Below are 13,678 nucleotides of genomic sequence, written 5' to 3' on the forward strand. Positions count from 1 at the left end.
TCACGGAAAGCATCGATAACAAAGAAGGATGGGAACATGCGTAAAAAATTCTTATCACTGCTTGCCTCCGCCGCACTGGCTGTCGCACTTCCTGCCGCCGCCCAAGACAAGCCGCTCGCCGGCAAGTCGATCACCGTATTGATGCCATCCCCGCAGGGGCCGGACATCGCGTCCGCGTTTGAAGCCGAGACCGGCATTCATGTCGATCTCCAGACACTCTCCTGGGACGACATCCGCCCGAAGTTGGTGACGGCGCTTGTCGCCGGCACCGCGCCTGCTGACGTAACCGAATTCGACTGGTCCTGGACCGGTCAGTTCGCGGCGGCAGACTGGTATATGCCGCTGAACGATTCTTTCGATGCGGATACACTCAAGGACATCAGCGTTGCCAAGATCTTCACCGTCGATGGCAAGCTGCTGGGCATACCCTACACCAACGACTTTCGGGTGATGCTCGTTAACAAGAAGCACTTCGCCGATGCCGGCATAACCGAGATGCCGAAGACACTTGAACAGCTTGAAGCTGCCGCAAAGCAGATTAAGGAGAAAGGCGTCGCCACCTATCCGATCGGTCTGCCGCTGTCGGCCACGGAAGGGGCTTCCACAAGCTGGTATCTCCTGACCAAGGCATTCGGAGGCGAGCTGTTCGACAAGGACTTCAACCCACTCTTCACCAAGCCCGATTCCGCCGGCTACAAGGCGCTCGCCTTCGAACTGAAGCTGCTCAAGGAAGGTCTTGTTGATCCCGCGTCGACCGGCCTCAAGGACAGCCAGATCAACGAAGGCATGTTCTCCCAGGGCCTGACCAGCATCATGATTTCGGGCGAACCGGGCCGTCTCGGTCAGATGAACGATCCCAAACAGTCAAAGGTTGCCGGCCAGGTCGAGGCGATCCTGGTTCCGACCGAAAGCGGCCAGACGCGCAGCTTCGGTCTACCGGAGGCCCTGGCGATCCCGAACGTCTCGTCCAACAAGGAAGCGGCCGTCGCCTTTGTCAAATGGTTTACGAGCCGCGAGTTCCAGAAGAAGAACGTCGCCAATGGCTTCCTGCCGACCAGGACATCCGCCTTGTCTGAACTAAATTCGGAAGGAAAGCTGAACAGCGGCGATGCGCTCGTGGCGCAGTCGAAGACCGTTGAAGCGCTCTTTCCGCAGGGCACGCCCCCATGGTACCCACAATTCTCGAGCGGCGTGAACACCGCGATTAACAGCGCTGCCAAGGATCAGATGACGGTTGACCAGGCGGTCGAGAGCATTGCCTCTGCAGCAAAGCAGGCGATGGCACAATGACCGCCGTTGCCTACAGGGAGGCTCCAGCAAAGAAGGGTGTCGGCTTGAATGCCGACGCCACCCTCGGCGTGCTACTCGTATCGCCAATCCTTATGACCATGACAGCGCTCGTCTTCTATCCAATGGTGCGAACGCTGTGGGATAGCCTGCACCGGGTCAACCCCATGCAGGCTGGCACCCCCTTCGTCGGATTGGAAAACTACACGCGCATGCTTTCGGACGGGCAGCTCGCTGCGACCTGGGTCAATACCCTGATCTATGTCGTACTCGCCGTGCTGGCTGAAACGGTATTCGGCGTGCTTGCCGCCGCGTTGATCAACCAGTTGAAAGTGGGCCGGCAATGGGTTCTGGCGGCCGTCATCCTGCCCTGGGCGTTGCCTGGTGTGGTGAATTCCGTCATCTGGCTGTGGATCTATCAACCGGGTGCCGGTCTTTTGAACGGTATACTGTCTTCATTCGGCCTTCCTTTTGAAAATCACGTCTGGTTCAACGATCGGACAAGCGCAATCATCGCAGTTACGGTCGTGCATGTCTGGCGCATGATGCCCCTGACAATCGTGATCGTCCTAGCGGCCATGCAAAGCATTCCCGCGGATCTCTATGAGGCAGCGCGCATCGATGGCGCGTCGCGTCCGCAGATGTTCGCACTAGTCACACTACCCCTGGTGCGCAGCGCCCTTGCCGTGGCGATGACCAACGCGACCGTTAACGCCTTCAACCTCTTCGACGAGGCCTGGGTTCTTGCCGGTTCCAGTCTCGAGACACGGCCGATCCTCGTCCAGATCTACCTTGAGACCTTCCAGAACCTGCGGTTTTCATACGGCATGGCGCTTTCCGTCGTCATTACATTTGTCTCGCTGCTCGTTTCGCTCGTCTACGTCCTTCGGGTCTATCGCAACACAAGGTTCGACTGATGAAACCCACGCTGCTTCATCGCCTGTCGATATGGACCGGTGTCGTCGTGCTGCTAGTCTGGTCGCTTGGCCCGATCTACTGGACGGTCATGAGTTCCGTAACGCCGACCGACGATTTTTCCGTAAGGCCGATCCACTTCTTTCCGCAGCATTTCACCTTTGATCACTATTCCCGCCTTCTCGGGATCGATGTCGCTCGCATCGGCGGCGTCGAGGTGTGGCGTCAGTTTCGCGCAGCTCTTGTGAACAGCGTCATCACGTCTGCCGGGGCGACGCTGCTATGCGTAGCAATTTCCGCCTTGGGCGCCTATGCTTTCGCTCGTATCCGCTTTCCCGGTCGCAATGCCTTGTTCGGTCTGGTCGTCGCAACCCTCGCGATCCCCGCCTATGCCGTTTTGATCCCGCTTTATCAGATCATGATCAAGATGCATCTCGTCGATACGTATGTCGGCGTCGCGCTAATCTATGTCTCGGCCTATCTGCCGCTTTCCCTCTGGCTGCTGCGAAGCGTCTTCGATGCCTTGCCGCTCGCGCTGGAGGAAGCAGCACAGCTTGATGGCGCTGGACGGCTTTACATCTTCTTCAAGATCGTTCTGCCACTGGCCGGCCCTGGTCTGACGGCCGCAGCGATCCTTACTTTTCTGGGAGCCTGGGGCCAATACCTCGTGCCCCTCATCTTCTCGCCGCAGGCGACCAAGCCACTGACAGTTCTCATTCCTGAGTTCGTCACCAAAAACTTCATCGACTATGGGCTGATTACGGCCAGCGGATCCATCGCGATCGTCATCCCCGCTGTCGTCGTCATCTTTCTCAACCGATACCTTGTCAGCGGATTGCTGGCCGGCTCGGTCAAGTAATCGGAGCTGATATGAACACCACCGAAAAAGTAATCCGCGAACAGTTCCCATTTTGGGAAAAGGCGCTGAGCTTAAACACCACGACCACCCGCGATGCCGTCCTCGTCTACGTCGGCTGCGGAACGTCGTACTATCTCGCCATGTCGCTTGCCGCATACGCCAACGGCGCCGGCCGCCGTGCAATCGCCGTGCCCGGCGCCGAGTGGCTGAACCGCGCCGCCTTCTTCTGGCCCGACTGGAAGAACACCCATGTTGTCGCAATATCAAGAAGCGGTGAGACGACTGAGACCGTTGCTGCCGCGAGAAACAGCCAGGCAAATGGTGCCTTTGTCACAGCTCTGACCGTTGAAGCGGACAGCTCACTTGCGAAGGCCGCCGACGCGGTCGTCGCTTCGGCGACGCATGCCGAAGAAGGTATTGTTATGACCGCCTCGGCCAGCCTCATGTTGCTGCTTGGCTTGCAGATGATCGGCAGTCACATTCCGGCATCGATCGTGTCTTCGGCTAAAGTGCTAGCGGAGAAGCTTGACGCTGCGCTCGATAAAAATGTTTTGCGGCGCAACCACTTCGTCTTCCTTGGCGGCGGCCCTCTTTTCGGCATCGCTTCTGAGGGCGCCTTGAAGCTGATGGAAATGAGCCAGGTGCTGACCCAACCCTTTCATCCGCTCGAATATCGCCATGGTCCGATCAGCCTCGTGGACGAAAACACGGCGGCGGTCATGCTCTACAGTACCGATCAGAAGGATGCGGAGACCAAGCTTGTTGACGAACTGCGCGACAAGGGAGCGGTCGTCATCGGTATCGGCGGTCCAGGTGATATAGAACTGGCGGTAGACTTCGATCTTTCGCTCGCTGGCCTCGCTCTGCTTCCTGCGCTCCAAATTCTCGGAGAGCGCGTCGCGCAGTCGAGAGGTATTGATACTGTTGAGCCACGGCACCTCACAAAGGTCGTTAAACTGGCATGAGCGGAATTCATCAAAATCGCGCCGTGGCTTTTTCCAAGCTCTTCGGAGAACGCGAGCGCCAGTTGCCTCGTGGGATCGTTTCAGTTTGTTCCGCGCATCCGTTCGTCATCGAAGCGGCCCTGCGGCGGGCGTCGAGAGAGGACAGGGTCGCTCTCGTCGAAGCAACCTGTAATCAGGTCAATCAGGAGGGCGGCTATACCGGCATGACGCCCACGGCCTTCAAGCGTTTTATCGAGGCAATCGCCGAAAAAGCGGGCTTGTCTCCTAAAGATATCATCTTCGGCGGCGATCATCTCGGACCCAATCCTTGGAGAATGCTGCGCGCCGAAGAGGCCATGTCGAGAGCGGAGCACATGGTGAAAGCCTATGTCGAAGCAGGCTTCGAGAAGTTGCATCTCGACACGTCAATGGGATGTGCGGGGGAAGCAACATCCTTGCCCGACGAGCTGACCGCTGAACGAGCAGCGCGGCTGGCCAAGGTCGCCGAAGACGCGGCGCGGCGAACGGGCCAGCGACCGCCGGTCTATATCATCGGAACGGAAGTTCCGCCCCCCGGCGGCGCAGCCCATGCGATCAAGGCGCTCGAAGTGACGCATCCAGACGCAGCTCTGAAGACTCTCGCCGTGCATCGGTCAGCCTTCGACAAGGCGGGCGTGCCGGAGGCGATGACCCGGGTGGTAGGAATGGTTGTGCAGCCCGGGGTCGAGTTCGGCAATACGAACGTGGTCTTCTACCACTCCGAAAAGGCCCGCGCACTGGCATCGACACTCGATCGGATGCCAGACCTGCTCTTTGAAGCTCATTCGACGGATTATCAAACCGCTCGTGGGCTATCCGCTCTCGTCAATGAGGGGTTTGCAATCCTCAAAGTCGGGCCAGGTCTGACATTTGCGCTGCGCGAGGCACTGTATGCTCTGGACGCGATCCGCACCGTTCTCGCCGCGGGGAACCCAAAAGACAGTTTGCCAGCCGAGATGGAGACGCTCATGCTGAGCCAACCGGAGCATTGGTCGGACCACTACCACGGCTCGGGTGATGAAGTGCGTCTGCAGCGCCACTTCAGCTACAGCGACCGCATTCGCTATTACTGGCCTGAGAGCAGGGCGCTGAGCGCAGTCGATGCTTTGTTGGACCAGCTTCCCGATCCCATCCCCGAAACCCTCATCAGTCAGTATCTTTCTCGCGTTTATCCCGAAGTTATTGCTGGCCGGGTCGCCCCGCGAGCCCGCGACCTTTGTTTGGCCGCGATCGATGCCGCACTCGATCCTTATTCTGTGGCGACGGCCAACCAACCCTAATGTCCATAGCGTCAGCCGCCATCTGCGGACAGTATTCAACTTAGTTCAGCCGGAGAAACCTATGGCGTCGGTCAGCGTCGCGAATGCCCGCAAAAATTACGGTCACCTGGAGATCCTGCATGGCGTCGATATAGAAATCCACGACGGCGAGTTCGTCATTCTCGTCGGGCCTTCAGGCTGTGGAAAGTCGACGCTTCTGCGGATGATCGCCGGGCTTGAGGAAATATCGGGCGGACGAATTTCAATCGGCGCACGTGTCGTCAACGACGTCGCTCCCAAGGAGCGAGACATCGCTATGGTGTTTCAATCGTATGCTCTCTACCCGCATATGACTGTCAGAGAGAACATGGGCTTCTCTCTCGGACTCGCGAAAGCGCCAAAGGAAGAAATCGCGGCGCGGGTCCGCGAGGCAGCGCAGATTTTGAGCCTCGAACATCTTCTCGAACGCCATCCTCGCAATCTTTCGGGAGGGCAACGACAGAGGGTCGCCATGGGCCGGGCGATCGTTCGCAACCCGCAAGTGTTCCTGTTCGACGAGCCTCTTTCTAACCTCGATGCAAAGCTACGCGTCCAAATGCGCTCCGAAATAAAGCAATTGCACCAGCGCCTCAAGACCACGACGATCTATGTGACGCACGACCAGATCGAGGCGATGACCATGGCCGACAAGATTGTCGTCATGCGCGATGGCAACGTGGAGCAGATCGGATCGCCGCTCGACCTCTACGATCGCCCAGCCAACCTGTTTGTCGCAGGGTTCATCGGTTCACCGGGAATGAATTTCATCAAGGGAAAGTGTAGCGCCGGTAACTTTGTCTCCGACAGCAACGTGAGCATGCCCCTCCCGGACGGCGTCTTTCTTGAAGATGGACAGAAGGTCACGTACGGCGTTCGGCCTGAGGATTTAGCTGTCGACCGTGGCGGTGTGAGGGGTGAAGTCCTACTTGTCGAACCGACGGGCGCCGAAACACAGGTGACCGTGAAAGTGGGATCCGACCACATCGTCGCAAGCGTTAGGGAGCGACTTGATCTGCGAGCGGGTGACAACGTCCAGCTGTCGCCCAACCGGGCAAAAGTGCATTTGTTCGACTACGCGGGCGGAAATAGGCTCTCGTGGTAATTTAGAGCGTCGTCGGGTGCCTTCGGGAAGCGGGGCTTAAACCTGTTCTCGGTGACACGCGGCTAGAGCCCGATCTCGAAGACCTACCTTTGTCGATCCCCAATCTCTTCCACCGCACCGGCGAGCGCATCCAGCGTGAGGTCGATCGTAACGAAGAGGCGCAACGGAGCGGCCAGCGCGAACAGGATGGCTCGGAGGTGAGGAGCGTGAACTCGAACGTCACGTCGCCGAGGGCATCACACTACTGGAGCGGCGCAACCTCTTTGAATGTATGCGCGATTATTCATCCGAGATGTTCGAGGCCCAGACCGGCTCTTCCTGGCGCCCGCGCACTGGTTCCAAAGTCAGCCACGCCAACCTGACGGCGGCGATGATCGACTCCAGAGATCTCCTTTCGGCCCGCCGCCGCGCCGAAACCGAGGTCTTGATCCCTGCCGGCACCAAGATCGCCTTGTCCGGCGGCATGGACTATAACGACCATGAACGGATCTCGGCAAAGCTCGAGGTCCATGCCAAGCATCCCGATATGGTCCTCCGGCATGGCGCATCTCCAAAGGGCGCCGAGCGCATTGCCGCCTGCTGGGCCGAAGCCCGCAAGGTGACGCATATCTCCTTCAAACCGAACTGGACGAAGCACGCCAAGGCTGCCCCGTTCCGAAGCAACGACGAGACCTTGTCGGTGATGCCGACCGGCGTCATCATCTTTCCCGGTTCCATGGATCAGCGGGAATCTGGCCGATAAGGCGCGTCGGCTAGGCATCCCGGTTTGGCGGGCAAGTCAATTCGGCTGACTCGTTGCTTGACCATCGAAAAACGCCCTGGCTGCCGCGCAGCGGCAGCTGGTTTGCACCCGGTTTTTCAGATCTAGTCGATGGCGGCATTGTATCGCAGCGTCGAATGCATTTGTACACACAGATGATGTACATCAAGAAGGAAGGTACCATGCACAGGACCAAGGTATTCAAAAACGGTAACTAGCAGGCTGTGCGCATTCCCGCGGATCTGGCTTACAGTCAGACCGAGATGGACCTTGAAATCGAGCGGATCGGTGACGAGCTTCGCATCCGCCTGCTGAAACCGTCTCTGGAAGGCATCCTCTCGCGTTTCGCGAGGTTTGACCGCTCATGTGCGGGACTTTTCCGTCTACGACGGGTTGCGGATCGAGAACTGGTTGTTGTCTTGAGCGTGAAAGCGCGACCGATGAACAGTTGGGGATTCGGCCAGGCCGGCTCTGTGCACTGGCTATGATTTAAGCACTCGACCGGCGGCCGCTCATCGTGACGCCCTCTTGCTCCGCTACACAATCCATGCCTCTATTTAACCTTAGAGGGGTGAGCTTCAACGTCATGGCACTACGCACCAAGATGGCCGCTTCGCGGCAGCGCAGAACTGGGGTCGACCTCCATCCCCAAGCGACAACGGAAGACTTGAGGATGAGTGTTTTGCGCAAGAATTCAACTCGGGTTGGCCCCGGCTATCCACAGGTCGTTGTGCTCGTCGGCGCGACGGGCGATCTTTCAAGGCGCAAGCTACTAACCGGGCTGTTCCATCTCACCAATGCGGGCTTCATCCCGGGATGTCGCATTATCGGCGTCTCGCTCGACGACATCGATGCCGATGCTTTCCGCACCATCGCCCGTGACTCACTAGACAAATTCTTGACTCGCAAGTTCTCGCAGTCCGAATGGGAAGCGTTTGCCGCATCGCTCGACTACGTTCCTCTCGCTGCCGGCGCCAATGCTCTCAAGCAAGCGGTCGACAGGGCCGAGGAAGCACTGGGCGCCGAGACGCGGCGCGTGCATTATTTATCCGTGCCACCTGGTGCTGCTCTTCTGGCCGTACAACTCCTCGCCCAGGCTAAGCTGACTGAACGCTCCCGTATCATCATGGAAAAGCCCTTCGGCACTGATCTTGCCAGTGCCGTTGCACTGAACAAGAAGCTGCACGAGGTCTTCGACGAGAAGCAGATATTCCGCATTGACCATTTCCTTGGCAAGGAGCCGGCGCAAAACATCCTGGCCTTCCGATTTGCCAATGGTCTGTTCGAACCAATCTGGAACCGCAACTTCATCGACCATGTGCAGATCGACGTTCCGGAGACGCTCGGCCTTGCCACCCGCGCCGCCTTTTACGAGACCACCGGCGCTTATCGCGACATGGTGGTGACCCACCTCTTCCAAATCCTCGCCTTCATGGCGATGGAGCCGCCCACTGCCCTTGAGCCTGCGCCAATCTCGGAAGAGAAGAACAAGGTGTTCCGTTCCATGTTGCCGATTGAGCCGCGCGACGTGGTGCGCGGTCAATACATCGGCTACCGTAGTGAGCCTGGCGTCGATCCCGAAAGCGACACTGACACCTTCATCGCCCTAAAATGCGCCATCGACAACTGGCGTTGGGCTGGCGTGCCCTTTTACCTGCGTACCGGCAAGCGCATGGCCGAGGGGCAGCGCATTATTTCGATCGCATTCCGCGAGCCCCCGAAATCGATGTTCCCTGCGGGCTCTGGCGTTGGGGCACAGGGCCCGGACCACCTTACCTTCGACCTTGCTGATGCCTCCAAGGTCTCGCTTTCCTTCTATGGCAAGCGCCCTGGACCAGGCTTCCGGCTCGACAAGCTCTCGCTGCAATTCGCCATGAGCGAAACCGGACTGATTGGCGAAGTTCTGGAGGCCTATGAGCGTCTGATCCTCGACGCCATGCGCGGCGACCACACGCTGTTCACTACGGCCGAGGGTATTGAGCGGCTTTGGGAGGTTTCCCAATCTCTCCTCGATAACCCGCCGCCCGTACGCCTCTACGACCAGGGCGGCTGGGGGCCGAAGTCGATCCACCAACTCATTGCCCCGCACGCTTGGCGCCTACCGTTCGAGCGCGCTTGGAGGGACGCGGCAAAGCGTGATTGAGGGTCAACAATTGGATCGGTGCCGGCCTCCCTTTGCCGGCGGCTTCCGTCCTTCACGTTGAGAGAGGTCGTCACGGCGGATCGCCGCTATAGCCGACGGAGATGCTCCTCATTCGCGGATCGCGATGAACGGTTTGTGGCGAGCCATTGCCGCGTGCGGGCCTCGGGATCCGGGTTGCGGGTGATATCGGTGACTACGGCAGCACTATCGGCGCCCTTTTCCAGCACTGCGGCGCGCGTTCGGCGGTAATCCCGCCAATGGCGACGAGCGGTATCGCGCCGACGCGCCGCCGCCAGTCCGCAACACGTTCAATGCCTTGCGGCGCCCATTTCATCTGTTTGAGAATCGTCGGCCGGACCGGTCCGAGCGCACGCAGTCCGGCTCGGCTGCCACCGCCGTCTCCAGCTCCGATATGTCGTGCATCGAAAGGCCGAGCTTCGGACCAGCACGACGAATGGCATTCCCGTCGGCGGCCATCAGGTCTTCCTGCCCGGGATGAGTGAAATCGCATCCTTCATCGATCGCCAGCTTCCAGTAGTCGTTGACGACCAACTGGGAACCTGGCGCCGCACACGCAGTCTTCGACGCCGGATCTGCTCCGAAGCCGGAGTCCGGACAATCCTTGATGCGCAGCTGGACGAGCCTGACGCCGAGCGGCACGAGATGCTCGGCCCATTCGGGGCGCTATCGACGATGAGATGGAAGGGATCGAGCTTCACAAGAAGACTGCCTTTCCGATGACGGGAGTAAAGATCGCTGTTCATGATCGAATAGTACTCAAGTCCGGCACTCCGGCGGAGATGCCAAGCCGGTCTCAGCAAGGGCGAGGCCGCCCACCTGGTGGAAGGCCGCCGCTGAGCCTCCGGTCGCAACTGAACGAAGCCTGTCTGCTTCATGCCGAAGCGGACAGGCTGTCCGGGCCGAGGCCTATCGACCCGTGCTTTGGGCTGCTGGTCGGTCGCCCATGCTGCCCAATGTCTTCAGGTAGATCGATAAAAGCTGCGTCTGCGAGGAGATGCCGAGCTTGCGGTAGACGTTGCGGCGATGGACCTTCACCGTGCCCGTCGAGATGTTGAGCCTGAGGCCGATCGATTCCGACGAATGTCCCTGCAATACCAGATCGACGATCGCGGTTTCGCGGCTCGTCAACTTGAGGTCGCGCCAGACAGTATCCGCCGGCTGCAGCGCCTGCGCCGCCGCACCGCTTTTCCTCCCCTTTCGCAAGCCGGCATCGCGTTGCGCGTCGAAGCGGGTCCCGAGCCCCGGCCAGAAATGCCGGACAAGGCTCGCCACTAAGGGTTCGGCCTTTTTCAGAAGCGCGAATTCGGCCGGCGGAAACGGACCAGTCTTTTCCCGGCGCATCAGCGACAGCACGACGGTGATGTCGTCGTCGAGTGTCACGAAGAAGCCGATCTCCTCGGCAAGTCCCGTCTGGACATAATAGCTCCGATAATATTCGCTGGAGAAGAAGCGGTCGGGCGCCAGCTCGCGCATGCGGAAGACCCCCGGGCGGCGCGCGCGAGCGGTATGGTAAAACGGATCGAGCAGGTAGGGACCGACCTGATAGAGGGTGACGAAAACGACATTTTCATCTGGATCGAAAGTGCTGTAGAGATCGATCGGGCGTTCTTTGCCGCGATAGGCAAAAACCACGACATAATCGAAGCGCACCAGCGCTGCCATCATCCCGCGGAATGCCTCTCCAAACTCCGCATCCGCCATGGCGGGCTTTCCAACGGTGACGTCGAAAGCCTGAAACAGCGCCTCGAGATCGATGCTCATCGATAGCCTCCCCAAACCGTCTCAGCAGGAATACGCCGAGTTTCATATACACCTTCCACGAAGAGATGTGAGGCAGAATACCTCTTTCGGGGTATATACCGCGCTGAGGGCCCGGGCTTACTCTTTGTCAAACGACGGTGGCAAAAAGGCAGCGCTAGACTGCCCATACCAACCAACCGCAGGGAACAGACGCGTGGCATCCGCTTCGACGAACGATATCGAATTCCGTTCGGTCACCAAGAATTATGGCGCGGTGACCGCCGTGACCGACATAAACCTGAATGTACCGAAGGGCGCTTTCCTCGCTCTGCTCGGCCCTTCTGGCTGCGGCAAGACCACGTGTCTGCGCATGATCGGCGGGTTCGAGCAGCCGAGCGAGGGCGTCGTGCTGATCGACGGGCGGGAGATGAACGGCGTTCCGGCCTATCGCCGCCCCGTCAACATGGTCTTCCAGCATTATGCTCTGTTTCCGCATTTCAACGTCGAACAGAACGTCGCCTATGGCTTGCGGCAGATGCGACCAAGGCTTGCGGCGGCCGAGATCAATCGCCGCGCGGCAGAAGCGCTCGAGATGGTGCGGCTTGGCAGTTTCGCCAAGCGGCGCATCCACGAGATGTCCGGTGGCCAGCAGCAGCGGGTGGCCTTGGCGCGCGCGATCGTCAACCGGCCTTCGGTGCTGCTGCTTGACGAGCCGCTGGCAGCGCTCGACAAGAAGCTGCGCTCGGCCATGCAGATCGAATTGCAGACGCTGCAGCGCGAGCTCGGCATCACCTTCGTGCTCGTCACCCACGATCAGGAAGAAGCGCTGTCGATGGCGGACGTCGTCTGCGTCATGAGCGCCGGGCGCATTCGTCAGCTCGGCACGCCGCAAGAGGTCTATGACCGCCCGGCCGATCTTTTCGTCGCCGATTTCGTCGGCAAGACCAACCGGATCGATGCGACGCTGGAACCCGATGGGACGACGCTGCGCCTTGCCGACGGTTCGGCGCTTGCCGCCATCGCCCGTCCTGGCCTAGCGGCGGGGGACGTCATCGTCGCGATCCGTCCTGAGGCAATCCGGCTGACGCGGGCTGCGGTCGGCAGCACGTCATTTGCCGGCACGGTCACACACCGCATCTTCCTCGGCTCCTCGGCCGAATATGCCGTCACTGTTCCGGGTCTCGGCGATTTCCTCGTCACCGCCGACCGGCGCGGCATGAATGAGAGCCATCTGGTCGAGCCAGGTGAAGCGGTCTTCCTCGGCTTCGATCCTGATGTGGCCCACGTTTTTCCAGGCGAGGCCTCTTCGCCCCAAGTTTCTTCAGCATCGAATGCAAAAACCAGAACAAGGGAACAGCATCATGAGCAAGGACTACAAGGATCATCTGCCTATTACCCCTGAAGGCTTCATGGACGAGTTCATGCGCCTGAAGCGCGGCTCCGTCAGCCGCCGCCACTTCCTCGGCGTCACCGGCCTCGGGCTTGCGACCGCCGTGTTGTCGCGTTTCCCCGGTGCGCTGTCGACGCCCGCCTACGCCGAGGACCTCGGAACCCAGATGTCGATCGCCACCTGGCCGAATTACCACGACCCTGCGACCTTCGAGAATTTCAAAGCGGCGACCGGCGTTGCCGTCGAGGTCAACGTCTTCGGCTCCAACGAAGAAATGCTGGCCAAGCTCCAAGCGGGCGCCTCCGGCTGGTCGCTTTTCGTGCCGACCAACTACACGATCTCCACCCACCACAAGCTCGGCCTGATCGACGAACTCGATCTCTCCAAGATCCCGAATTTCAGCCAGGCGACGGAAAATCCGCGCTTCACCAAGGAAGGCATGATCGACGGCAAGACCTACGCCGTGCCGAAGAACTGGGGTACGACCGGGTTCTCGGTCAACACCGCAAAGATCAAGACCAAGCTTTCGAGCTGGAAGGACTTCTTTGACATCGCCCAGACGGAAGCCGACGGCCGCGCCATGGTGCATGACTATCAGTTGACGACGATCGGCAGCGCGCTGGTTTCGCTCGGCTACGATTTCAATTCGATCAAGGCGGACGAACTCGCAAAGGCCGAGGAACTGCTGATCAAAGTCAAACCGCACCTTTTCGCCATCAATAGCGACTACCAACCGGCCATGCGCGCCACCGACGCCTGGCTCACTATGTGCTGGACCAACGACGGAGCGCAGCTAAACCGTGACGTCCCCGAGATCGCCTATGTGCTTGGCACCGACGGCGGCGAGATCTGGACCGACTATTACGCCATTCCGAAGGACGCGCCGAACAAGGCGGCGGGTTACGCGCTGCTCAACTACCTCATGGATCCGGCCAATGCCGTCAAGGAGCACGTCGCCAATGGCGCACCGACGACCGACAGCCGGGTCATCGCACTGCTGCCGAAGGAGATCACAGCGAACAAGATCGTCTATCCGGACGAGGCGTCATTGACGCCGCTGGAATTCGGCGCGGCGGTGACGTTGACCGACCCCGGCCGGGCAGAACTGATGGCGCGTTTCAAGTCGGCTTGATCGCCGTTCCCGACTCCGGCCCCGCCGCCTTGGCGCGAGGGGCCGGTC

At 59.8% G+C, this 13,678-nt stretch carries 10 protein-coding genes and 3 pseudogenes; 11 read left to right on the forward strand and 2 right to left on the reverse strand.

From position 1 onward, the window contains the following. The first annotated feature begins 36 nt into the window (after positions 1 to 36). The 9 genes and pseudogenes from ACS4RS_RS30120 to zwf all read left to right on the forward strand — a co-directional run bounded on the left by ACS4RS_RS30120 (position 37) and on the right by zwf (position 9,347). Positions 37 to 1,290: an ABC transporter substrate-binding protein gene (locus tag ACS4RS_RS30120; RefSeq protein ID WP_012555742.1), complete on the forward strand. Its 1,254-nt coding sequence runs from the start codon at positions 37 to 39 to the stop codon at positions 1,288 to 1,290. Continuing rightward, positions 1,287 to 2,204 carry a carbohydrate ABC transporter permease gene (locus ACS4RS_RS30125; RefSeq protein WP_003592147.1) on the forward strand — a complete coding sequence of 306 codons (918 nt, stop codon included), beginning with the start codon at positions 1,287 to 1,289 and terminating at the stop codon, positions 2,202 to 2,204. Before ACS4RS_RS30120 ends, ACS4RS_RS30125 begins: the two co-directional genes overlap by 4 nt. Next, on the forward strand, positions 2,204 to 3,061 hold the full coding sequence (locus ACS4RS_RS30130; RefSeq protein WP_179612517.1) for a carbohydrate ABC transporter permease: 858 nt from the start codon (positions 2,204 to 2,206) through the stop codon (positions 3,059 to 3,061). Before ACS4RS_RS30125 ends, ACS4RS_RS30130 begins: the two co-directional genes overlap by 1 nt. A gap of 11 nt (positions 3,062 to 3,072) precedes the next feature. Beyond that, positions 3,073 to 4,026, forward strand: coding sequence for an SIS domain-containing protein (locus tag ACS4RS_RS30135; RefSeq protein ID WP_012555744.1), 954 nt, complete (start codon positions 3,073 to 3,075; stop codon positions 4,024 to 4,026). Beyond that, complete coding sequence (locus ACS4RS_RS30140; RefSeq protein ID WP_003592150.1) at positions 4,023 to 5,324, forward strand: D-tagatose-bisphosphate aldolase, class II, non-catalytic subunit; 1,302 nt, start codon at positions 4,023 to 4,025, stop codon at positions 5,322 to 5,324. The genes ACS4RS_RS30135 and ACS4RS_RS30140 overlap by 4 nt, the downstream gene beginning before the upstream one ends. Before the next feature lie 61 nt (positions 5,325 to 5,385). Next, the gene (locus ACS4RS_RS30145) at positions 5,386 to 6,444 is read left to right on the forward strand and encodes a sn-glycerol-3-phosphate ABC transporter ATP-binding protein UgpC (RefSeq protein ID WP_439011924.1); all 1,059 of its coding nucleotides are present in this window, start codon (positions 5,386 to 5,388) and stop codon (positions 6,442 to 6,444) included. Positions 6,445 to 6,488: 44 nt separating this feature from the next. Next, a pseudogene (locus ACS4RS_RS30150) lies at positions 6,489 to 7,235 on the forward strand (DUF2493 domain-containing protein); the annotation flags it as partial. Between the two features lie 193 nt (positions 7,236 to 7,428). Continuing rightward, a pseudogene (locus tag ACS4RS_RS30155) lies at positions 7,429 to 7,560 on the forward strand (antitoxin); the annotation flags it as partial. Between the two features lie 317 nt (positions 7,561 to 7,877). Beyond that, positions 7,878 to 9,347, forward strand: coding sequence for a glucose-6-phosphate dehydrogenase (zwf, locus tag ACS4RS_RS30160; protein ID WP_003592154.1), 1,470 nt, complete (start codon positions 7,878 to 7,880; stop codon positions 9,345 to 9,347). A gap of 86 nt (positions 9,348 to 9,433) precedes the next feature. Here zwf and ACS4RS_RS30165 read toward each other — a convergent pair. Both ACS4RS_RS30165 and ACS4RS_RS30170 read right to left on the reverse strand, forming a co-directional pair. Next, positions 9,434 to 10,066: pseudogene (locus ACS4RS_RS30165) on the reverse strand (thiamine phosphate synthase). A gap of 208 nt (positions 10,067 to 10,274) precedes the next feature. Continuing rightward, positions 10,275 to 11,129, reverse strand: a complete 855-nt coding sequence (locus tag ACS4RS_RS30170; protein ID WP_449314132.1) for a helix-turn-helix transcriptional regulator — start codon at positions 11,127 to 11,129, stop codon at positions 10,275 to 10,277. Positions 11,130 to 11,322: 193 nt separating this feature from the next. Here ACS4RS_RS30170 and ACS4RS_RS30175 point away from each other — a divergent pair, with 193 nt between their 5' ends. Further along, positions 11,323 to 12,510 (forward strand): ATP-binding cassette domain-containing protein, encoded by a 1,188-nt coding sequence (locus ACS4RS_RS30175; protein ID WP_183691859.1) that lies wholly within the window; start codon positions 11,323 to 11,325, stop codon positions 12,508 to 12,510. Then, positions 12,470 to 13,630, forward strand: coding sequence for an ABC transporter substrate-binding protein (locus tag ACS4RS_RS30180; protein ID WP_003592159.1), 1,161 nt, complete (start codon positions 12,470 to 12,472; stop codon positions 13,628 to 13,630). The genes ACS4RS_RS30175 and ACS4RS_RS30180 overlap by 41 nt, the downstream gene beginning before the upstream one ends. The last annotated feature ends 48 nt before the right edge of the window (positions 13,631 to 13,678 follow it).

Source organism: Rhizobium sp. F40D2, assembly GCF_051810745.2.
GTDB lineage: Bacteria > Pseudomonadota > Alphaproteobacteria > Rhizobiales > Rhizobiaceae > Rhizobium.